The sequence below is a fragment of the Thermococcus coalescens genome (assembly GCF_055392585.1).
Map to the genome: position 1 here is coordinate 675010 of NZ_AP043764.1, position 20880 is coordinate 695889.

The 20880-nt window shown below is 54.9% G+C and carries 26 protein-coding genes; 8 read left to right on the forward strand and 18 right to left on the reverse strand.

Annotation, left to right across the window (positions count from 1 at the left end):
- Positions 1-76 precede the first annotated feature (76 nt).
- The 3 genes from ACZ5M3_RS03805 to ACZ5M3_RS03815 all read left to right on the forward strand — a co-directional run bounded on the left by ACZ5M3_RS03805 (position 77) and on the right by ACZ5M3_RS03815 (position 3762).
- On the forward strand, positions 77-847 hold the full coding sequence (locus tag ACZ5M3_RS03805) for a hypothetical protein (protein WP_464840345.1): 771 nt from the start codon (positions 77-79) through the stop codon (positions 845-847).
- The gene (locus ACZ5M3_RS03810; RefSeq protein WP_464840346.1) at positions 844-3360 is read left to right on the forward strand and encodes a CDC48 family AAA ATPase; all 2517 of its coding nucleotides are present in this window, start codon (positions 844-846) and stop codon (positions 3358-3360) included. Before ACZ5M3_RS03805 ends, ACZ5M3_RS03810 begins: the two co-directional genes overlap by 4 nt.
- Positions 3361-3435: 75 nt before the next feature.
- Complete coding sequence (locus ACZ5M3_RS03815) at positions 3436-3762, forward strand: PRC-barrel domain-containing protein (RefSeq protein WP_464840347.1); 327 nt, start codon at positions 3436-3438, stop codon at positions 3760-3762.
- A gap of 9 nt (positions 3763-3771) precedes the next feature.
- Here the strand turns inward: ACZ5M3_RS03815 and ACZ5M3_RS03820 are convergent, their stop codons facing one another.
- Positions 3772-4479, reverse strand: a complete 708-nt coding sequence (locus ACZ5M3_RS03820; protein ID WP_464840348.1) for a metallophosphoesterase family protein — start codon at positions 4477-4479, stop codon at positions 3772-3774.
- A gap of 97 nt (positions 4480-4576) precedes the next feature.
- Positions 4577-5971, reverse strand: a complete 1395-nt coding sequence (gene acs, locus ACZ5M3_RS03825; RefSeq protein ID WP_464840349.1) for an acetate--CoA ligase alpha subunit — start codon at positions 5969-5971, stop codon at positions 4577-4579.
- A 195-nt stretch (positions 5972-6166) separates the two neighbouring features.
- Here acs and ACZ5M3_RS03830 point away from each other — a divergent pair, with 195 nt between their 5' ends.
- Together ACZ5M3_RS03830 and fen are read left to right on the forward strand one after the other, a co-directional pair.
- A complete protein-coding gene (locus ACZ5M3_RS03830) occupies positions 6167-6610 on the forward strand; it encodes a phosphate-starvation-inducible PsiE family protein (RefSeq protein WP_464840350.1) in 444 nt (147 codons plus the stop codon).
- A 96-nt stretch (positions 6611-6706) separates the two neighbouring features.
- On the forward strand, positions 6707-7732 hold the full coding sequence (gene fen / locus ACZ5M3_RS03835; protein WP_464840351.1) for a flap endonuclease-1: 1026 nt from the start codon (positions 6707-6709) through the stop codon (positions 7730-7732).
- Between the two features lie 13 nt (positions 7733-7745).
- On the opposite strand, the gene ACZ5M3_RS03840 is transcribed toward fen, so the two are convergent.
- The 7 genes from ACZ5M3_RS03840 to ACZ5M3_RS03870 form a co-directional block, all read right to left on the reverse strand.
- Positions 7746-8645, reverse strand: coding sequence for a transcription initiation factor IIB (locus tag ACZ5M3_RS03840; RefSeq protein WP_464840352.1), 900 nt, complete (start codon positions 8643-8645; stop codon positions 7746-7748).
- A gap of 38 nt (positions 8646-8683) precedes the next feature.
- Complete coding sequence (locus ACZ5M3_RS03845; RefSeq protein ID WP_464840353.1) at positions 8684-8962, reverse strand: hypothetical protein; 279 nt, start codon at positions 8960-8962, stop codon at positions 8684-8686.
- Positions 8963-8977: 15 nt separating this feature from the next.
- Complete coding sequence (locus ACZ5M3_RS03850; RefSeq protein WP_464840354.1) at positions 8978-9316, reverse strand: DNA-binding protein; 339 nt, start codon at positions 9314-9316, stop codon at positions 8978-8980.
- A 137-nt stretch (positions 9317-9453) separates the two neighbouring features.
- Positions 9454-9906 (reverse strand): 30S ribosomal protein S19e, encoded by a 453-nt coding sequence (locus ACZ5M3_RS03855; RefSeq protein WP_297092746.1) that lies wholly within the window; start codon positions 9904-9906, stop codon positions 9454-9456.
- Between the two features lie 2 nt (positions 9907-9908).
- Complete coding sequence (locus tag ACZ5M3_RS03860; RefSeq protein ID WP_464840355.1) at positions 9909-10325, reverse strand: YhbY family RNA-binding protein; 417 nt, start codon at positions 10323-10325, stop codon at positions 9909-9911.
- A gap of 73 nt (positions 10326-10398) precedes the next feature.
- Positions 10399-10797: a type II toxin-antitoxin system VapC family toxin gene (locus ACZ5M3_RS03865; RefSeq protein ID WP_464840356.1), complete on the reverse strand. Its 399-nt coding sequence runs from the start codon at positions 10795-10797 to the stop codon at positions 10399-10401.
- Entirely contained in the window at positions 10794-11042 is a 249-nt protein-coding gene (locus ACZ5M3_RS03870; RefSeq protein ID WP_464840702.1) for an AbrB/MazE/SpoVT family DNA-binding domain-containing protein, read from the reverse strand. Before ACZ5M3_RS03870 ends, ACZ5M3_RS03865 begins: the two co-directional genes overlap by 4 nt.
- A gap of 92 nt (positions 11043-11134) precedes the next feature.
- Between ACZ5M3_RS03870 and ACZ5M3_RS03875 the strand changes: the two genes are divergently transcribed.
- Positions 11135-11755 (forward strand): DUF7411 family protein, encoded by a 621-nt coding sequence (locus tag ACZ5M3_RS03875; RefSeq protein ID WP_464840357.1) that lies wholly within the window; start codon positions 11135-11137, stop codon positions 11753-11755.
- A gap of 6 nt (positions 11756-11761) precedes the next feature.
- Here the strand turns inward: ACZ5M3_RS03875 and rpl18a are convergent, their stop codons facing one another.
- The 9 genes from rpl18a to ACZ5M3_RS03920 all read right to left on the reverse strand — a co-directional run bounded on the left by rpl18a (position 11762) and on the right by ACZ5M3_RS03920 (position 19389).
- The gene (gene rpl18a / locus ACZ5M3_RS03880; RefSeq protein WP_464840358.1) at positions 11762-11992 is read right to left on the reverse strand and encodes a 50S ribosomal protein L18Ae; all 231 of its coding nucleotides are present in this window, start codon (positions 11990-11992) and stop codon (positions 11762-11764) included.
- Positions 11993-12010: 18 nt separating this feature from the next.
- Positions 12011-12697: a translation initiation factor IF-6 gene (locus tag ACZ5M3_RS03885; RefSeq protein ID WP_464840359.1), complete on the reverse strand. Its 687-nt coding sequence runs from the start codon at positions 12695-12697 to the stop codon at positions 12011-12013.
- Positions 12698-12724: 27 nt separating this feature from the next.
- Positions 12725-12997 (reverse strand): 50S ribosomal protein L31e, encoded by a 273-nt coding sequence (locus ACZ5M3_RS03890; RefSeq protein ID WP_464840360.1) that lies wholly within the window; start codon positions 12995-12997, stop codon positions 12725-12727.
- Between the two features lie 10 nt (positions 12998-13007).
- Positions 13008-13163, reverse strand: coding sequence for a 50S ribosomal protein L39e (locus ACZ5M3_RS03895; RefSeq protein ID WP_088180793.1), 156 nt, complete (start codon positions 13161-13163; stop codon positions 13008-13010).
- Positions 13164-13217: 54 nt separating this feature from the next.
- The gene (locus ACZ5M3_RS03900; protein ID WP_464840362.1) at positions 13218-14654 is read right to left on the reverse strand and encodes a hypothetical protein; all 1437 of its coding nucleotides are present in this window, start codon (positions 14652-14654) and stop codon (positions 13218-13220) included.
- A gap of 12 nt (positions 14655-14666) precedes the next feature.
- Positions 14667-15764, reverse strand: coding sequence for a hypothetical protein (locus ACZ5M3_RS03905; RefSeq protein ID WP_464840363.1), 1098 nt, complete (start codon positions 15762-15764; stop codon positions 14667-14669).
- A 98-nt stretch (positions 15765-15862) separates the two neighbouring features.
- A complete protein-coding gene (locus tag ACZ5M3_RS03910; protein WP_464840704.1) occupies positions 15863-17551 on the reverse strand; it encodes an acyl-CoA mutase large subunit family protein in 1689 nt (562 codons plus the stop codon).
- An 87-nt stretch (positions 17552-17638) separates the two neighbouring features.
- Positions 17639-18454, reverse strand: coding sequence for an ABC transporter permease (locus ACZ5M3_RS03915; RefSeq protein WP_464840364.1), 816 nt, complete (start codon positions 18452-18454; stop codon positions 17639-17641).
- Complete coding sequence (locus tag ACZ5M3_RS03920) at positions 18451-19389, reverse strand: ABC transporter ATP-binding protein (RefSeq protein WP_464840365.1); 939 nt, start codon at positions 19387-19389, stop codon at positions 18451-18453. Before ACZ5M3_RS03920 ends, ACZ5M3_RS03915 begins: the two co-directional genes overlap by 4 nt.
- A gap of 63 nt (positions 19390-19452) precedes the next feature.
- Here ACZ5M3_RS03920 and ACZ5M3_RS03925 point away from each other — a divergent pair, with 63 nt between their 5' ends.
- Complete coding sequence (locus ACZ5M3_RS03925; RefSeq protein WP_464840366.1) at positions 19453-20331, forward strand: MBL fold metallo-hydrolase; 879 nt, start codon at positions 19453-19455, stop codon at positions 20329-20331.
- Between the two features lie 257 nt (positions 20332-20588).
- The gene (locus ACZ5M3_RS03930; protein ID WP_464840367.1) at positions 20589-20873 is read left to right on the forward strand and encodes a hypothetical protein; all 285 of its coding nucleotides are present in this window, start codon (positions 20589-20591) and stop codon (positions 20871-20873) included.
- Positions 20874-20880: the final 7 nt, after the last annotated feature.

The window sequence follows — 20880 nt, forward strand, 5'->3', positions numbered from 1 at the left end:
TTAAAGCCTCCCGTGGCCAAAATTTTTGATTAGAACGGTTAGAAAGGTTTTTAATTGTGGGGACGTATCAGAAACCATGAGAGTGGCGATAGTAACGAGCGACGCCAGGGTTTACTACCTGGCAACGAAGGTGCTGAAGGAGTACCACATACCCTTCCACAGCGTTCGGGTCGGGGATAGGATACCCTTCGATGTTGAAGTCGTCCTGACGGGCGAGGCGGACTACGACAGGGTGGACTTTCCGGTCAAGATCATCGTGAGGAACGAGAACTTTATAGACGAACTCCTCGCCAGGCTCGAGGGGAGGGAGAGATTTAAAAGGGTGTACATAGCCATCGACCCCGGTGAGAGGCCGGGTTTAAGCGTCGTCGCCGACAACCGCGTGCTTGAGGTTCACCACCTGAAGAACCCGAGGGACGTTGAAGTAATACTCGACCTGCTGGAGAAGTATCCCGGCGCTAAAATCAAGATAGGGCACGGGGCCAAGAGGCAGAGGATTCTCATGCTGAAAGCCCTCGCCGACCTGCTGGGATACGATTACCCCATAACCGTCGTTAACGAGTCAAGAACTACCCCCAAGGTCGGAGGGATAGAGGTTTCCCAGGTTCAGGACATCGTGGCGGCCATAAACATCGGCCTGCGCGAGGGAAGGGAGGTTAAAATCAGCGAGCTCCTTGACGTCAAGGAACCGACGAAGAAGGAGATAGAGGACATAAAGAGGAGGAGCCGTGAGATGAGCGGCACGATAACCATCTCATCCGAACTGGCCCGGGATGTGGCCCTGGGCAACCTCACACTTGAGGAGGCAATAGAGAGACAGAGGAGAAAAAGGAGGCGGTCAAGATGATTTTTGGTAAGGACGAGGAGAGGTACGAGAAGATAAAGCTCCGCGTTGCCGAGGCTTTGAAGAGGGACGTTGGCAGGGGAATAGTCCGCTTCGACAGGAAGTACCAGAAGCAGCTCGGCGTTGAGCCCGGAGACATAGTTGAGCTGATCGGAGAGAGAACCACCGCCGCGATAGTGGCCAACCCTCACCCCGACGACCGCGGACTGGACATCATCAGGATGGACGGCTACATCAGGAGGAACGCGGGGGTGAGCATAGGAGACTACGTCACGGTTTCCAAGGCGGAGGTGCAGGAGGCGAAGAAGGTCGTCCTCGCACCTGCACAGAAGGGCGTCTTCATCCAGATACCCGGGGACATGGTCAAGGGGAACCTCCTCGGCAGGCCCGTTCTGAAGGGAGACCTCATCGTTGCGAGCAGCAGGAGTGAGGGCAGTTACTATGGAGGCTCCCCCTTCGACGAGCTGCTCAGGGGACTCTTCGAGACGATGCCCCTCGGCTTTGGAGAGCTCAAGTTCGTCGTTGTGAACACCGTCCCGAGGGGCATCGTCCAGATAACCTACAACACCGAGGTCGAGGTTCTCCCGCAGGCGGTGGAAATACGGGAGGAGGCAATCCCGGAGGTCACCTACGAGGACATCGGCGGCCTGAGCGATGCGATTCAGAAGATACGCGAGATGGTCGAGCTCCCGCTTAAGCATCCGGAGCTCTTTGAGAGGCTCGGCATCGAGCCGCCGAAGGGTGTCCTCCTCTACGGCCCGCCGGGAACGGGTAAGACGCTCCTCGCCAAGGCCGTTGCCAATGAGGCGAACGCACACTTCATAGCCATCAACGGCCCCGAGATAATGAGCAAGTTCTACGGTGAGAGCGAGGAGCGTTTGAGGGAGATATTCAAGGACGCCGAGGAAAACGCACCGAGCATCATATTCATTGACGAAATTGACGCAATAGCCCCTAAGAGGGAAGAAGTGGTTGGAGAGGTCGAGAAGAGGGTCGTTTCACAGCTGCTCACCCTGATGGACGGCCTGAAGGGCAGGGGCAAGGTCATAGTTATCGCCGCCACCAACAGGCCGGATGCCCTTGACCCTGCCTTAAGAAGACCGGGCAGGTTCGACAGGGAAATTGAGGTCGGCGTTCCCGACAAGAAGGGCAGGAAGGAGATACTCCAGATACACACCAGGGGAATGCCCCTTGAACCGGACTACGACAAGGCCACTGTCCTCAGGGTTCTCAAGGAGCTCATGAGGAGGGAGACCTTTGAGAGGGCAAAGCTGGAGAGGCTCATCGAGAGGGTCAGCGCCGCGAAGAGCGATGAAGAGGTCAAGGAGGCCCTCAAGAGCGAGAGCGAGGTCTATCCGGAGGTCAGGAGCAGGCTGATAGACAGGATGCTTGAGGAGATAGCCGAGAAGACGCACGGCTTCGTTGGTGCAGACCTTGCCGCGCTGGCGAGAGAAGCTGCCATGGTCGTCCTGAGAAGGCTCATCAACGAGGGCAAGATAAGCCCGGAGCAGGAAAGAATCCCACCAGAAGTTCTCCAGGAGCTTCGCGTTAGAAAAGCTGACTTCTACGAGGCCCTCAAGATGGTCGAGCCGAGCGCCCTCAGGGAAGTCCTGCTTGAAGTGCCAAACGTTCGCTGGGAGGACGTCGGCGGTCTCGACGAGGTAAAGCAGGAACTCAAGGAGGCCGTTGAGTGGCCGCTCAAGTACCCGAAGGCCTTCCAGAGGCTCGGAATAGAACCGCCGAGGGGAGTCCTCCTCTACGGCCCGCCCGGAACAGGAAAGACTTTGCTGGCCAAAGCGGTCGCAACGGAGAGTGAAGCCAACTTCATCGGCATCCACGGGCCGGAAGTGCTCAGCAAGTGGGTCGGCGAGAGCGAGAAGCGCGTGAGGGAGATATTCAGGAAAGCTCGCCAGGCCGCTCCGACGGTGATATTCATCGACGAGATCGATGCAATAGCCCCGGCCAGGGGAAGCGACATGAGCAGGGTCACGGACAGGCTCATCAACCAGCTCCTCACAGAGATGGACGGCATCGAGAGGAACAGCGGTGTCGTCGTCATAGCGGCGACCAACAGGCCGGACATCCTTGACCCTGCCCTCCTCAGGCCCGGCAGGTTTGACAGGCTGATACTCGTTCCGGCGCCGGACGAGAAGGCCAGACTGGAGATACTCAGGGTGCACACGAGGCGCGTCCCCCTGGCCAGCGATGTTAACCTCCGCGAGCTGGCGAAGAGGACGGAGGGCTACTCCGGAGCCGACATCGAGGCCCTCGTGAGGGAGGCAGCACTGCTGGCGATGCGCAGGATAATGCGCGAGCTTCCGGTGGAGCTGGTCGAGGAGGAGAGCGAGGAGTTCCTTGAGAAGCTCAAGGTCTCAAGGAGGGACTTTGAGGAGGCCCTCAAGAAGGTCAGGCCGAGCATAACCCCGTACATGATCGACTACTACAGGAACTTCGAGGAGAGCAGGAAGTCACGCGTCGAGAGGCGGGAGCGGGGGCCGGACTACTACACCTTCTGATTTCCTTTCCTTTTGGAAAAAGTTTTATACGTTGGTGCCCAAGAACTTACACGATTAAACCGAGGGGTGGCGAAAATGGTCAAGATAATAGCTTCCAAGCTTAGGGACGTGGAGCTGATAACCGACACCGGTATAAGGCTCGGCTGGGTCTACGACCTCAGCTTCGATGAGGAAACCGGCGATATTCTTGTGATAGTTGCCGAGCCGGATGAGGATCTCGACACGAGCGAGTTTGTCACCGATCACGAGGGTCTCCTCCTCATCCCGATCAGCGCGGTTAAAAGCATCGGCGAGGTAATCATAATAGACTCGGGCAAGCTCGCCGTCAAGTCCAAGCTCAGAAGGGTCGGCACGATAAAGAGGAGGCTCTCCGAGGAGGAATCCCAGACCCCGGGGGAGTGATCCCTTCCTTTAATACCCCTCGTAAAGCCTCATCGCCAGAAACCTTGGAAGCCCCGCTTCTATTATCTTCTCTGCGGCGGAGTCGACATCGTACTCCACCCGGCGAAACTCGACGTTGTCAGGGGGCTCTTTTTCGGTGTCAATCATGGCGTAAGCAGACCTCCAGTCCCCATCGCGGGGCTGACCGACGCCGCCGGGGTTTATCACCCTCCTGCCGTCTATAACCCTCAGCATGGGGACGTGGGTGTGGCCGACCAGGAGGTCGTCCTGCCTGACGTAGCTCAGAACCGCCCTGAACTCCCCATCGGAGAACCAGGGAAAGAGATACTCGTCTATGGGCGCTCTCGGCGAGCCGTGGATGAGGAGGTAGCTCCTGCCGGTGTCGTCGGTGAAGAGCTGCCTTATCGGAAGCCTCCTGAGGAACTCAAGGTTCTCGCTCGTCATCACCCGCTGGTGCCACCTTACGGCCTGCCTCGCGTAGGGGTTGAAGCGCCAGTCGAGGCCAAACGCCACCGCGTTGTCGTGGTTGCCGCGGACGCAGAGGAAGGTTCTCCTCTCCATCTGCTTCCTCACGAAGTCAACGACCTCGTTCGGGGAAGCACCGTAGCCGACCAGGTCGCCCATGCAGAGGACTGCGTCGGCCTTTTTTACCCCCTTCCAGACCGCCTGGAGTGCCTCCCAGTTGGAGTGGATGTCCGAAATGAGGGCGATGAGCATGGCACTTCCCCAGAGTTATCTGGGAGGTGCACATTAAAAACACTTACCGGGCAGGGCCGGATGAGGAATCGGGGAATTAGAAAAGGAAGAAAGGAGTTCACTCCTTCCTCTGCCTGGTCTTCCAGCGGCTCCACCTGTAGAGTGCCGCCAGGGCCTTTATCGCCCTCTCCGGCTCCGGATAGGCGGGGATGCCCTCCTCGTTGAGCATATCGATGGCTTCCTTGGCCTCGATGCCGCCGACGATTGCAACGACGAGCGGCTTCTTCCTTCCGCTCTCGCTGTACTCGCGGATGACTATCTTCGCAAGGTCGCGCGGGTCGAGGACGGCGGTCTGGCAGTAGAGCACCGCTATGGCGTGCATGTTCGGGTTGGCGAGGGCATCGCGAACGGCACCCTCGTAGCTCTCTGCTCCTGCCATACCTGTCAGGTCGACCGGGTTCTTGTAGGAGCCGAAGGGCGGCATGTGGTTGGCGAAGACTTTCAGGTCTTCCAGGTTGTCGTAGAGGTGCAGTCCCTCCTCCTCCGCTGCATCTGTGGCCATAACCCCTATCCCACCGCCGTTGGTGAGTATGACTAGGTTCTCACCAGCTGGCTCGGGGAGGTTGCTCAGCGTTCTCGCCCAGTCGAAGGCCTCGCCGATGGTGAGGGCGCGGAGGACACCGCTCTGCTTGAAGGCGGCCTCGTATATCTTGTCGGCACCGGCGAGTGAGCCGGTGTGGCTGGCGGCTGCCTTGGCACCGCGCTCGCTCCGTCCGGCCTTTATGATGATTATCGGCTTCTCCTTGCTGACTTCTTTGGCTACCTCCATGAAGCGCCTACCGTCTTTGACGCCCTCCATGTAGATGAGAATCGCCTTGGTGTTGTCGTCGGTCTTGAAGAACTCAAGCAGGTCGGCGTCGTCTATGTCGCTCTTGTTTCCGACGCTGACGACGGCCGAAAGCCCGACCTTCTCAAGGATGGTCCAGCCCATGAGGGCTATTCCCAAAGCCCCGCTCTGGCTGATGAGGGCAAGGCTGCCCGGCATGACGTCGGTCGGCCCGAAGGTGGCGTTCATCTTGGCGGGGGTGTAAACGACACCGAAGATGTTCGGACCGAGGATCCTCATGCCGTACTTGTGTGCGGTCTCCACTATCTGCCTCTCTACCTTCTTGCCCTCCTCACCGAGCTCGCCGAAGCCGGAGCTTATTATCGGGAGAACCTTGACACCCTTCTTTCCGGCCTCCTCGACGACCCCCGGAACGAACTTGGCCGGGACGACGATGACTGCCATGTCGACCTCGTCCGGAACGTCGAGGATGCTCTTGTAGGACTGGAACTTCCTTCCGTTTATCTCTATCTCAACACCCTTGATGTTGATCGGATATATCTTGCCATCGTAGCCGTACTCAACGAGGTTTTTCATGACGGCGTATCCTATCTTGCCCGGTTTTTCAGAAGCGCCGATGACGGCGATGCTCTTGGGTCTGAAGAGGGCCTCCAAGTTTCCGTCCATCTCAATCACCTCACCTGAATGAAAGTTACAGTTTCACGTCCGTAAAACGGGTTATAACTTTTCCCTTCTCGTTTTGACGATGGGAGGCTCGACGGACGTTTAAAGAACCTTGGGTTCATAACCATCCATTGGTTCCCCACCTGGGCCGCTAAAAAGGTTTTTATTAATTGGCATCAGATATCTAAGGGGAATGTGATGGCCCGTGAACCCTCCATAATTGAAAAACACGTGATGCACTGGCTTACCGTTGCCTTCGACCTGGTTGTCGTAGGCCTCGCTACGATTACAATGGGCTACGTGCTCTACATGATGTTCGACCTAGTGAAGATGAGCATTGTGAATTTTGAAATCGAGTTGGTCCTCCACGAGATAGTTATGATAATAATCTTCCTCGAAATCCTTGAGCTGCTTTCCATGTACCTCAAGGAGCACCACGTGAGCATGAGGAACGTCGTCGAGCTTGGGATTCTAGCGATGGTGAGAAAGATCATAATAACCCCCGACTACTCAAAGCTCGGCTGGCAGACACTCGTGGGGATGGCCATCCTGCTCTTCGTGATGGGCTGGATATACGTCCAGGAGAGGAAGAGGGCCACTCAGCACGAGGAGTTCCTCATAGAGCATGGGAAAGGCCGATGATGACCCTTCCCCTCCCCGAGGGGTGAGGAGCAATCCGGTAGGCTGAGGCAAAGGCTAAATACTCCCTGCACCAAAACCGTTCTCAGGTGGTGACTGGTGGGTGTACAGATTGGAGAGCTCGTTCCGAGGAAGGAGATTGAACTGGAGAACCTCTACGGGAGAAAGATTGCGATAGACGCGTTCAACGCCATATACCAGTTCCTCTCAACCATAAGGCAGAGGGACGGTACTCCCCTCATGGACTCCAGAGGCAGGATAACCTCCCACCTCAGCGGCCTCTTCTACAGGAACATCAACCTCATGGAGGCAGGGATAAAGCCAGCGTACGTTTTCGACGGCAAGCCACCGGAGTTCAAGAAGAAGGAAATAGAGAAGCGCCGTGAGGCCAGGGAAGAGGCCGAGGAGAAGTGGTACGAGGCCCTGGAGCGCGGCGAGCTTGAGGAGGCAAAGAAGTACGCGATGCGTGCAACCAGGGTCAACGAGGGGCTGATAAACGACGCCAAGAGGCTCCTTGAGCTGATGGGAATCCCCGTAATCCAGGCGCCTAGCGAGGGTGAGGCTCAGGCCGCTTACATGGCCGCAAGAAAGAAGGTCTACGCCTCGGCCAGTCAGGACTACGATTCGCTCCTCTTCGGTGCTCCCAGGCTGGTGAGGAACGTCACGATAACGGGCAGGAGGAAGCTCCCCGGGAAGAACGTCTACGTTGAAGTCCGGCCGGAGCTGATAGTGCTGGACGAAGTGCTCAAGGAGCTCGGCGTGGACAGGGAGAAGCTCATAGAGATGGCCATACTGGTCGGCACGGACTACAACCCCGGCGGGGTAAAGGGCATCGGGCCAAAGAAGGCCCTTACAATAGTCAGGCGCACCAAAGATCCGCTGAAGAAGTACAACAGGGACAGTGAAGTCGACCTCTACGCGATAAAGGAGTTCTTCCTCAATCCTCCCGTCACGGACGAGTACGAGCTCAGGTGGCGCGAGCCGGACGAGGAGGGAATCCTCAAGTTCCTCTGCGATGAACACGACTTCAGCGAGGAAAGGGTGAGGAACGGCCTTGAGAGGCTGAGAAAAGCTGTAAAAGCAGGAAAACAGGCGACGCTGGAGAGCTGGTTCGGAAAGCGCTGACCATCTCTTTTTATCAAACCGGAATCTTCAGGTTGAGCTTGTCAACGAGCTCCTTGTAGCGGTTTCTGACGGTGACCTCGGTGACGCGCGCGACTTCTGCAACCTCCCTCTGGGTTCTCTTCTCGTCCTCCAGCAGGCCGGCAATGTAGAGGGCGGCCGCGACCAGACCTGCGGGGCTCTTTCCGCTCGTTAACCCCTTGTCGTATGCCTCGTCGAGTATGGCTATCGCGCGCCTCCTCACCTTCTCACTGAGTCCGAGCTCGTCGGCGAACTTGTTGACGTAGTCGGTCGGCTTGACGAAGAGCTTCTTGGGAGTGAGGTTGAGGTTCCGGGCAACAAAGCGGAAGCTCCTGCCTATCTCCTTCTTGTCAACGCGAGAGATGTCCGCTATCTCATCGAGAGTTCTCGGAACCTTCAGGAGCCTGCATGCGGCATAAACACAGGCGGCGATAACGCTCTCAATGGAGCGCCCCCTTATGAGGCCCTTTCTTACGGCCTCACGGTAGAGTCTCGCCGCTTCCTCCTCAACGTGCCTGGGAAGCTTGAGCTGGCTGGCTATTCTGTCGAGCTCACTGAGGGCAAAGGCGAGGTTCCTCTCGGCTGCATCGCTGACCCTCAGGCGGGACTGCCACTTCCTCAGACGGTACATCTTTTCACGCATCAAGCCGGAAAGGTTCCTGTCAATTCCAATATCCGTTGAAAGACCCTTATCGTGAAGGAGAATGCTCTCAGGAGCACCAACTCTCGCTCTCTTCTCCCTCTGGCTCGCATCAAAGGCGCGCCACTCGGGACCCATATCTATGACGTTCTCCTCAATAACATAACCGCAAACCTTACAGACTACCTCTCCCCTACCCGGGTCGTAGATGAACTCCGTCGAGCCACAGACCGGGCAGACCCTACGCTTGCTCACTCAAACACCCCCAACCGGCCGGCTATTTTATAAAGCCCTTATAAACCTTCTCCTTTTTTCACAACGTAGCGGAGTAACCAGGCGAGGTCTTCGCGCTTGAAGGTTATCCGCTCCAGAACGCGGACGTCCCAGTCGTCCTCAACTATGTTGGCGTAAATCCAGAGGAAGACCGGGTCATCGTCCGTCCCGACGTGAAGGTTCTTGTAGAGAACGTCAACGGTTCCGTCCTTGTTCCTCTTAACCGAGACGGCCTTCCAGGTTTCGAGACTGACCTCCCCCTTCTCGTCGAGTATCCTGACTATCTCCCTGGCGTCCATGGGAGCACCTTCTGGCTACCACTTAATCCTGAAGTCCCGTCTCGTCCTTGCATCGATCTGGGCGAGTATTTTCTTCAGCTTGGCATCGTCTATGGGCTCCCTTATCTGCCCGGCCTGGTAGAGCTGAACGAGAACCAGCTCGACCTGTCTCGCCAGTTCAGGGCGAACCAGTTTCACCCTCCCGAGCCTCTCCCTGGCGTCCTGAGTGAGAATCCTCCTCATTATCGCGTTGAGCTGGGCTTCAAGCTCCATCTCCTGCCTTATGGCCTCCTCCTGCGCCTTCTGCTGCTCAAGGTACTTCTTCTGCAGTTCCATGAGCTTGCGCTTCCTGATCTCCTCTATGTCCTCGGCCATCCTCTCACCTCCGGGTTAAGATTGGGTAGGGGGTTAAAAGGCTTTACGTTTCGACTGGTGACTCAAGAAAGCGCTCGAGGGTGAAAAGTGCCCAGAAGAAACCGTTAGGCAGTAAAGGGTTTAAAGGGCCGAAGCCCTCAGTACTTCTTGAGCTCCGGAATCTGCTCCTCAAGCTCCTTCTTGAGCTCGGTGGCGATCTTGTCGAGAAAGCTCTGGCCCTGCGGGGTGACGATCCTTCCCTCGCCCGGAACCTTCTGGACGAAGCCAGCCTGCTCGAGCTGCTGGAGGGCCTTCCTTATGATGCTCCCCCCGGCCTTGTAGAAGTGCTCCGGGGCGTGTCCGCGGTTCTTCCTGCCGCCGTACCATGTCCTAAGGCGCTCGATTCCGACCGGCCCGTCGATGTAGATCTTCCTGAAGATGCTGGCAACCCTGTAGTACCACCAGTCCTCCTGCTCCGGGAGGCGCTCCTTGTGTCTTCCGGTCTTGACGAAGGGTGCCCACTCAGGCGGCTTTATGGCCTCGATCTCCTTGAGAGCCTTTGCGACCCTCTCAACGAGCAAATCACCGGGAACGTCATAAACTGTCGCCACTTTCAATCCCTCCCCTTCTTGAATTTCCTCCTGAACTGAGCGATATCGAGCCTGACTTTCTTAACGGGCTTCTCCTCCCGCTTTTCCTTCGAAAGCTCCTTTCTCTGGAGCTTCCTTAAATACTTTTCCCAACCTTCCCTCGGTTTGAACAATATAAACCTTTTGCCGCGAACCTCGATGAGCTCGCTGTCCGTCATCTCCGCTACCTTCTCGGCAAGCTGACGCCTGTCCATCTCGGTGCTTATGAGCGCCCCTTTCCTTATTTCCACCTTCAGGATACCGTCCTTCTCAAGCTGGGTGTTTATCTCCTCGATAACACCCTTATCCAGCCCTCTCTTGCCTATCCACGCCCTCGGGGGGATGTCGTAGTATCTCGCCCTTATGGCGCGTCTCACCTTTCCGGGTAAGCGTTTCTCCATCTCTCTCACCTCTTAGCTCTCGCGGTCAAGCACTTTAAAAAGGTTGGCCTTTTAAAGGTGTTGCACCCTTTACTCAAGACCCGAACTTCCCCATAAATTCCTTGGGGGTATACACCTCGGAAAGCCACTCGAAGTGCCTCTTGTTGTTTGTAACGAGCGGAGCGTTCAGCTTCACCGCTAGAGAGCCTATCATGTAGTCCCTCGTGTTTTTGGAGAAGTCCCAGCGGCCGAGAACATTCCGGGCGGCGATTCTAGCAGATTCAACATCAAAAGAGACCACCCGAATCCCAACGGTCCAGAGAAGAGTTTCAAAGTTGTCGAGTGCGATTTCAAAATTTCCAATCTTTTTGGCAAGGTGGTAGAGGTACTCCGTGTAGGTAACGGTGTTTATGACGGGCTCGATGCTCGATTCTTTAAGCCATTCAAGGAACTCCCAGTTATTGAAGACGTTAGTATCAAGAACGGCCTTCATTCGTGACCCTCCAGCTCCCTAAGCGAACGCTCAATTCCCCTAGCAAGTCCGGTCCGAACTTCCTCAACCGTTTCTTCTATGCCCCTAGCCATCTCTGCCATTTCCCGCAGGAACTCCCTGAGAGGCTTTATCACGTAACCCTCTTTCGTTCTTACGAAAACTACCTCATCCCCTGCCTTAATCCCGAGGGCTTCCCGGACTTCTTTCGGGATCGTTACCTGGTATTTCTTAGTCACAACTGGCATTACACTCACCGATTGGGTATTACCCGATCACCTAATAACCCTTTCGGGGAGAGGATTTAAGAGGGGACAAACTAAGGTCTCCTGGTGAAACCATGATCGTCCATCACCTCTACTCGGGGGGAAAGGACTCAAGCTTGGCCGCGTGGATTCTAACCAGACTAGGCTACGAGGTCAGACTCGTTACGGTGAGCTTTGGAACCCTCGACAACTGGCGATTCGCGAGGGAGACCGCCGAACGGCTCGGCTTCGAGCATCAGGTTGTCTACCTGCCGAGGGGGATACTCGAAAAGGCCGCCGATATGGCCGTGAGAGACGGCCACCCCAACAACGCCATACAGTTCATCCACGAGAAAGCTTTAGAAGCGCTGGCCTCACTCCCCGAGGTCGAGCGGATAAGCGACGGGACGAGGAGGGACAACCGCGTTCCATTCCTCGATCTGCCGAAGGCCCGCTCGCTGGAGGACCGCTTTGGGGTTGCATACATAAGACCCCTCCTCGGCCTCGGCTACAAGACGATAAGGGAGTTGACCGAGAGGCTCTTCGTCGTTGAGATCAGGGAGAGCGAGGAGCTTGAGAAGGCCGACTACGAGGTCGAGCTCAGACACCTGCTCCGCGAGAGGGGAATCGACCCGCTGGGGATATTCCCAAAGAGGCACTACCAGTCGAGGGTTCTCGGCTGGAAGGAAGGAGGTAGAAAAGCCGCGAAGAAATAGAGGTAATCAGAGCCCGCTGAGCTTTCTGACTATCGGGTTCTCGGCCTCTTCGGGCTTTATCTCCTCAACGCTCTCGATCCATATCTTGTTCCTTGGAACGCGGTGCTTGCTACCGACCTCGGAGTAGAGTATCTCGATGACATCCTCGGCCTTGAGGCCGCGGTACTCCCTGGTGAACTTCTCCCTCTTTCCGTTCCTCTCGAAAACGCCCCTAACGCGGAAGACCTTAACCTCCATTCCTCACACCTCCAATCATCAGTCAAGGAAGCCCAAGGCTTCCTCAATCTTCACTATCTCGGGTCCGGTGGTCAGGTGCCCCACGACGACACCGTGAGAGTTCGCCAGCATGCATGAGCCAACGAAGGGAACGCCCATGTTGGCGGTTCCGACGTATATATCAACCTTGAAGAGGTCGCGGAGCCACTCAAGCTCCTCGTCGGTCGCCTCGGGGTGAACTAGGCCGCCCCTGTTGGTGACCACTCCGACGCTTCCCACGGCGTGGAAGTCACCGATCATTCCCCTCTCGACCTCAACGCCGAGTATGTCCTCGAGTTTTTTGGCCTCCTCCCGGGTGAACTTGGAGCTTATCAGCGCCGCCCTGTCGTTGGCCAGGATGAGGTTGCCGAAGGCCGTGAGGGTGCTCTGGAAGGGAACCACCTCCGTATCTATGCCGTGTTCCCTGAGCTGGCTGTTTATCTTCTCCAGCTCCGCGTCCCAGACGTACCATGGTACTATTATCGCGTTGGAGTTTCCTGCTGCGAATATACCGACTATGCGCGACTTCATTATGCTCGTCTCGATGAGCGGAACCTTGAGAACCTCCCTGAGAACCCCGAGCTTCTTCTCGCCGAGGCCCTCCCTGATGAGGACTAGCCTGTCGGTGGCAGTACCGTAAACGCCCAGATACGGAGAGTTCTCAAAATCGAGCCTTTCTATGTGCATCTCGTCACCTCGTTAAATTAAAAGGAATCAGGCGAGGGAGACCTTGGCGATCCTCTTGCCCTCTTCCTCTTCGACGATAACCTTAACGCGGAGCTTGTTGGGCGGCTTCTCCGCTCCGCGCTCCCAGAGCTTCTCGTTGACGTCGGTGCCGATGATGACCTCATCGGCCTTTGCGTGCCTCGCTATCCACTCGCGGACGAAGCGAGCAGCCCTCGGGGCTCTCTTCCAGCGCGGAACGCGCTTCTTTATCTTCTTAATGGGGACGACGAATATGACTTCCTCTCCGGGCTTGATCGGCATTTACATCACCTCACTCCTTAAGCTTGGTCCTTCTCCACATCCTCCTCTTGGGGTGGGTCATGACCTCCCTGTTGGTCTTGACGATGACCCAGACCGGAATGCGCCTGTTCTGCTTCGCGGCCTTGGCAAGTCTGAGCTTCTTCGCAAGCGGCTTGTTTCTCGCCATAACTACACCTCCCGGGATTATCATGATGCCTGTTGATGCTTTGGCTATCCTTTTTTAAGCTTTTTTGTGGGGTCTAAGTGCTTCTCGAATCAGCTCGTCAACTCCCTCTTTTCCGCATACGTATCCCAGCTTTCTCATTCTAGAGTAGCCAATAACTGTATCTTTGCCCCTGTAAAATACAACGTCTGCATCAAAAGGATACTTTTTGAAGCCATGGAGGCCGTCTTCAGATATTTCGCCCCTGAAAACGATGCATTTGCCGTCTTTGCACTCAAGAACCTTAACGTCTTCCGGCCAAAGAAGGTTGAGCCTCAATGCGTAATCCAGCACTTCCTCCTGGAGTTTAAGAGTGGAAAGATTGCCTTTCGACCTGTTATGGTCGAGTATCATCATCAGAGCCTTCGTGAGGGCCCATAGTGGAGGGTCATTATGCTCGTAGTCTCCCCCCAGGTTAATGTATGGGTTGGCATACAGGAACTCCGGAATTCTGCGTTTCCACATCATAAACTCGGCAATCCTCGTGAGCCTTATTATTCTGTTGGAGATGACACGGTAGTCCTCAAACCACCTTATGTCATTGCCCCACTTGAGGTTCACACGTTTGAGCTTTCCGAGCCAGATGTCCTCGCTGAGCTTCGTCTTAAACAGGCTGTTCTCCTTCGCATATTCATAGGCTTTGAGAAAAATCTCGTAAGCTTCTTTGACAAGCTTGAACCTTCTAAGGGCGAAGTTATAAACAGCAGCCTCGCTGAGCTTCCAGATGATGTCCTGAATGGAGCCTATCGGGTCTTCAGCGTTTCCGCTCGCAACAAGCTCCCACTCCTTTTTAGCCTCCTCATGGAACTTCCTGCCCTTTTCATCGAATTCCCTCAGCGTTTTCTGATACTCCTCCCAGTAATCAACCTCCTTAGGCTTAGGGAACTTCTCCAGAGCCTCTATGAGCTCCTCTGGAACTTCAAAACTGTGGGATTTGAGGTAATCTTTAAGTCTGACAAGAATCTGGTAGAAAATATCCTCTTTAGCTTCCACTAATATTGACTCACAGAGTTCCGCTACTTCTTCCTTAGGTATCGGGGAATCCTCGGAGATTTTAGAATGGAAGTAACATAGTTTTCTTGCAATTTTAAATTTGTTGTAGACATCGGGATGATTTTTTAGGATGTCTAAAAGGTTCACATCTTGAATTTTTGAGTAATCCAGTATTTCCTCAATGTATGAACATGCTTCTCTAAGAAGTGCCTCCCTATTAGAGGTTCCCAAAGATATAACGGCAGGCCCGAGTTCCTCTCTGAGAGTAATTTCATCGCTTCCAAAAAACCCAATAACTCCCCACGAAAAATTAGAAAGTACTTGGGGGAGTAGCTTCTTTAATTGCCTTATGGCTTCTTTTTTAGGTAGGGGTTCTTTTTTAGTTATACTTATCCCTCTCTTAACATCCTTCCAGATATTCCTTGCAGAGATGTAGTTTAGTGCGATTGATGGAAGGTTCAATGCAATCCCCCCTTATGAAGCGCTTCCGTAGATAAACGCCACGTAAAGATTTGACTTATACATCCGATAAACGGAGACTATGCCAGGCTGACCTTCCAGATTGCGGTAGTAGCCATCCCTTATCAATGAGGTAACTCTGAAAACTGTGGTTCCCTTTGCTTCCCATTTTGTCAAAGAAATATTCGGAATATCAACATAAGGAAAATCGGGTCCTTTCTCATTGGGCTTTTTAGGTAAGGTTATATTCTTGGCATTATACACCCTTTCCATTGCGAGGTATGCCACTGCCTCTCCTGTTGCCCCAATAATGAACCGGATTCCCTTTAAAGCCGCCAGCTCCCAGTTACCTTCCTTTAAATTCTTTACAGTAGCGTTAAGAGCAAGTTTGCCTGAAGGAACGGTGAGAATTACTCCAACCAGTTCCCCAACGGTAACTTTAAAATCCTTGTCTTTTTTATGAACAAATTCCTTCACGTAAATCCTCTTAGGAAGACCGCCATGAAACTCTCTTTCATAGATGTGGATTGTTTTTTCATCCTTTTTTCGCTCTTCTATGTAGTTGTAGAAGTACTGGTAAGCGCTATCGAGCTTTTCACGAATTTCATCACTGTATTCGTAAATGGCCTCGGCAACTTCGATGGAAAACATTACTACCGCCATTGCAAGGAGTGCATAAAGTGCGGTTAAAACCCATTCACCTACTACAAAAACTGGAATGAACATGATAGCCATAGCCGATGGGACGAACACACTAGTACCCGTGGACATCGCGGTTCCCATTGATTTCATCGAAAGCAGTAATGGATGTTCGTTTGACCAAGTTGAATGTGCCAAACCCTGCGTGGATGTGGCAGATTTAACGTTAATGGCAGAACCGTCCACGAACTCTTCAGGAGAAATATGACTCTCAATAAATGCCTTAACTTCCTCCGGTGTGTTCAAACTGGAGTTATCGGCTATAACGAGCTTCACTGGGACCCCATAAATCTCGATTTCATACACCCTTATTCCCGCGGTTGTCTGCTGAATCGCATCCTTGGTGGCGAGTGCGGGCTGTAGAACTAACCCGAATACTAAGATTGAAATAATCAGTCCAACAACTCTTCTCACTCACATCACTGAGAAAAAATCCAATGATAAATTTATAAGTTTTACTCGATAGAAATGAAAACCTAGCAAGACACTTGATTGAAAGAAAGAGACGAAGCTCAGAATATCAGAGGAGCCCTGTACTCGCCCCAGACCTCCCTCAGGACGTCGGTGACCTCGCCGAGTGTCGCAAGGTGCCTGTGGGCCTCGATGATGTAGGGCATTAGGTTCTCGTCGTCTGTTTCGGCGGCCTTCCTGAGCTTATCGAGGGCCTCCTCGACCTTCTTGTTATCGCGCTCGGAGCGGAGCTTCCTGAGCCTCTCGATCTGCTTCTCCCTGATGCTCGGGTCAACCTTGAGTATCTCGACGTCGAGCGGCTCGTCGACTATGAACTCGTTCACGCCGACGATGATGCGTTTCTTCTCCTCCACTTCCCTCTGGTACTTGTAGGCGCTCTCGGCTATCTCCTTCTGGATGTAGCCGCGCTCAATAGCACGCATCATGCCACCCATCTTCTGGATCTTCTCGATGTACTTCAAAGCTTCTTCGTAGATGTGGTCCGTGAGCCACTCGATGTAGTAGCTGCCTCCGAGCGGGTCGATGGTGTCGACCACTCCGCTCTCGTAGGCGATGATCTGCTGCGTCCTCAGAGCTATCCTAACGCTCTTCTCGGTCGGGAGGCTCAGAGCCTCGTCGTAGGAGTTGGTGTGCAGACTCTGGGTTCCGCCGAGGACGGCAGCAAGGGCCTGAATCGCAACCCTAACTATGTTGTTCTCCGGCTGCTGGGCGGTGAGCGTTGAACCGGCCGTCTGGGTGTGGAAGCGCAGGAGCATTGAGCGCGGGTTCTTGGCGTTGAACCACTCCTTCATTATGTAGGCCCAGAGCCTTCTCGCGGCCCTGAACTTGGCGATCTCTTCCAAGAAGTTGTTGTGGGCGTTGAAGAAGAAGCTCAGCCTTCCGGCGAACTTGTCCACGTCCATACCCCTGTCTATGACAGCTTTGACGTACTCGATACCGTCCGCGAGGGTGAAGGCAACTTCCTGGACGGCGTTGGCTCCGGCCTCGCGGATGTGATAGCCGCTTATCGAGATTGGGTTCCACTTGGGGACGTTCTCGGCGCAGTACATTATGATGTCGGTCGTGAGCCTCATGCTCGGCTGGGGCGGGAAGATGTAGGTTCCCCTCGCTATGTACTCCTTCAGGATGTCGTTCTGGACCGTTCCGCGAAGCTGGTTCGGCTGAACTCCCTGCTCCTCCGCAACGAGGATGTACATGGCGAGAAGGTTGGCCGCTGTAGAGTTGATGGTCATCGAGGTTGAGACCTTGTCGAGCGGGATTCCGTCGAAGAGGACGCGCATGTCCCAGAGGGAGTCTATGGCGACGCCGACCTTCCCGACCTCACCCTCGCTCATCGGGTGGTCGGAGTCGTAGCCTATCTGGGTGGGAAGGTCAAAGGCGACGCTCAGACCGGTCTGCCCCTGAGCGAGCAGGTATTTGTAGCGCCTGTTTGACTCCTCAGCGGTTCCGAAACCTGCGTACTGCCTCATCGTCCAGAAGCGGCCGCGGTACATGGTGGCGTAAACTCCGCGGGTGAAGGGATATTCGCCCGGGAAGCCGAGCTTTTCCATGTAGTCCCATTCCTCACCGAGGTCGGCGGGGGTGTAAACGCGCTTTATCTCAAAACCGTCGTCCGTCATGAACTTCTCCTTTCTCTCGGGTCTCTTCTCTATGAACTTTTTGACGGTAGTTTCCTCCCAGCGCTTCTCCTCATCCCTAATCTTCGTGAGCTTCTCCTTATCGAAGGTCATGCCTACCACCTGCCCCTATTTGGGCGGCGGCCTATAAAAAGCTTTTACATAACTAAAGGTAGGGCTTGACGTTGGATAAATTATCCATCACTCGGGGAAGTCGCGATTTACCAGAACTGCCCAGGCAGCGACCAAGAAGAGAGCCCCAACCGCACCGAAAAAGACGGCCGTGTGGGAAGGATTCCCAGGGAAGGCGCTGAGGTCAACCTTATCGAACCCGGCTTTAAGCAGAACCACCGCCCGATAGCCGAGGGTGTAGCGCTCCGGGTTTTTGATGTAAGGAATCTGGGGCAGGAGGAACTGGAGGAGGAACACAACCCCGAAGGTGGCCAGCGAGGCGTAGAGCGGGCGAGTTATTATGACTGAAACCAGCATCGCCAGGGCGCCGAGGGCGGCCAGGACGAGGAGCGTCGCCCCAAGTGCAAGGAGAAAATTGGGGAGGCCTTTCCAGAGGCCGTCGGCACCGGAATCATAAACGATTGGGTTGTAGAGCCAGATAACGGCGTAAGGGACTCCGAAGAGAACCGCAAGGGCACCGAGTCCGGCGAGGAACTTGGCCGCGACGACCTCGCTGAGCCTCGCGGGCCTCGCAAGCAGCAGCCTTATCGTCCCCCTGTCTATCTCGCCCGCGAGGAGGTCGCTCATGAGGATTATCGCGATGAGCTGGCCGATTATGCCGAGCCAGTAGTTCGGGATTAGGTCGAGCATGAGGGCCTGAAACGACTTGAGCATGGCATCAACGCCGGTTCCCGACGCGTTCGGGCTGAGGAGGTAGAGGAACGCGGGGAAGAACGTGATGAGGAAGAGAACCTTAAGCTTACTTGAGCGGACCAGCCGCCTGAACTCGCTCTCAAAGACCACCCATAGGGGGCTCCGGAAGGGCTTCATGCCTTCACCGCTCATTCCTTCCACCCCACGTTGAAGCGCTTCATCAGGATCCTCTCCAGCGGGCTCGTGTGGAACTTGAAGAGCTTGAGGGCGAGTCCCTCTTTGGCCAGAAAGGCCGGCAGCTCAAAGAAGAACCGCTCCGCGAACCTCTCGTCGAGCTTCACCCTGAGAATTCCCTCCTCTTCCCAGGCTTCCCTTACGTAGACCTTATCCTTCAGGAACTCAAGGAGCTTCCCGTTGTCCGAGACAACAACCTCGTAATCTGTCCCCTCAACGTTTACCAGATCCCTAACGCGTCCCTGTTCGATGAGCTGGCCGTCCTTGATGAGGCCGACGTGGTTGCACATCCTCTCGATTTCGCTGACTATGTGGGAGCTTATGAAGATGGTCTTTCCAGCCTTGGCCAGCTCCAGAACCTTACCGATAAACTCCATTCTCCCGAGGGGATCAAGGTTGATCGTGGGCTCGTCGAGGATCAGCAGTTCGGGGTTCCCGAGAAGGGCCATGGCAAAGGTAACCCTCTGTCTCTGGCCGCTTGAGAGCTCCCTTATCCTGTTGAAGGCCAGCTTTCCAACTCCGGTGTAGGCCATCAGCTCCCTCGCCTGCTTTATTGCCTCCTCCTTGGGGAGTCCTAGGAGACGGCCCATGTACGTCAGGAACTCGAAGATCGTCATGTCATCATAAGCAAGGGGCTTCTCGGGCATGTAGCCGACCTTCCGCATTATTTCAACCCTCTCACGCGGCATATCCATGCCAAAAATCCTTATCTCGCCGTAGGTCGGCTTCAGCGCCCAGGTAAGCATCTTTATAGTGGTCGTCTTTCCGGCGCCGTTGGGGCCGAGAAAGCCGTAGACTGCACCTTTGGGGACCTTCAGGTTGAGGTGATACACAACGTTCATCCTGCCGAAGAACTTGGTGAGCTTCTCAGTCTCGATGATGTAAGTGGACATCTCAACACCCAGAAGAATATCGAAACGAAGCTAAATAAGGGTTTCGGGGGCTTATTTCAAGTAATGATAATAGGTAACGTCGGCCTCGACAGCTCCGCCCGCTTCGCCTTCCAGAGCCACGCCCACACCGACCACTTCGTCAGCGGTGAGGTTATCTACTCCACCAGGGCGACCAAGTTCCTCAGCCACCTCAGGAAGGGCGGTTTTTACCGAGAAATTGAGTTTGGAAAGACCTTCTACCTGGGCGACTTCAGGGCGAGGCTCTATCCAGCAGGCCACATGCTCGGCTCGGCCGGGATAAAGCTGTGGCTCGAAAACGGGACGCTCTTCTACACCGGCGACACCAAGTGGTTCAAGCTAAGAACGGCAGAAAAGAGCCGCTTCCCGAGGGCGGACTTTCTGGTAATCGAGGCCACCTTCGGTGTTCCTCACTTCACGTTCCCTGCCCCAAGGGAGGCAGAGAAGAAGCTGATAGCCTTCGTCGAGGAGGCCCTTGATAGGGGCAAAAACCCCGTTCTCTACGTCAACCAGACCGGGAAGGCACAGGAGGTCATGAAGATACTCGACCTTCACGGCTACACGGTAAGGGCCTCTCGGGAGATGCTCAAGGTGGCGCGCGTTTATTCGAAGTTCGGCCTCTCGTTCGGCAACGTATCTGTTGATGGAGAGGTTGTCCTGCGTTCCTACCGCTCGCCCCGGGTTGAGAACGCCCTTTCGCCCTGGGAGCTTACCGTTTCCGGCTTCGGAAGGCTGAAGCTCAGCAACCACGCCGACTTCTGGGAGCTGATGAGGATCGTGGAGAGGGTGAACCCGGAGAAAATCTTTACGGTCTACGGCTTCGCCGGGGAGTTCGCAAGGATTCTCCGGGGACTCGGCTACGACGCCCGCCCCGTGTCGCAGAACTCCGTCCTGGATCCCGTGGACATGATGACAAAAACCTAATTCTACCGGAGCAAAAACTCAAAGCTCTTCCATTGAAATGCACATAAACAGACAAATCTTCCAAAAAATTGGCCGAAAAGCTAATATTTTTCAAAGTCGTAGGGATCTAATGAAACCCACGGTGAGTGGGGGGTAGCAGGACGCGGCAGTGCCCTGAATCCGCCCCGAAAAATAGGTCTATCGTGCCAATAAGCCACAGGGGGTGGTAGCCAAGCGCCCCTTTCCTTCTTCTCCCATTACCCTAAGGGGGTGAATCCATGGAGGCTGTAACCAGACGAAGGCTTCGTCCAAAGTGGGTTACCGGATTGAGGCCCAGGCTTGAGGCCATATTGAATAACGGCATCAGCAGGGGTTCTCTTCTCGGAAGGGGCCGTATAGTCAGTGACATGCTTGAAGTCACGGAGCTCACCTTGGTAAACGAGCCCAGAGAGATGGAGGTCAAGGTAGAAGGGAAGGAGGTCAGGTTCGTTTACCCACTCAGAGGAAACGAGAGCTTCGATGATGTCTACTACCCACTCGTCCGCATGCTGAGCAACCTTTGATCTTTCC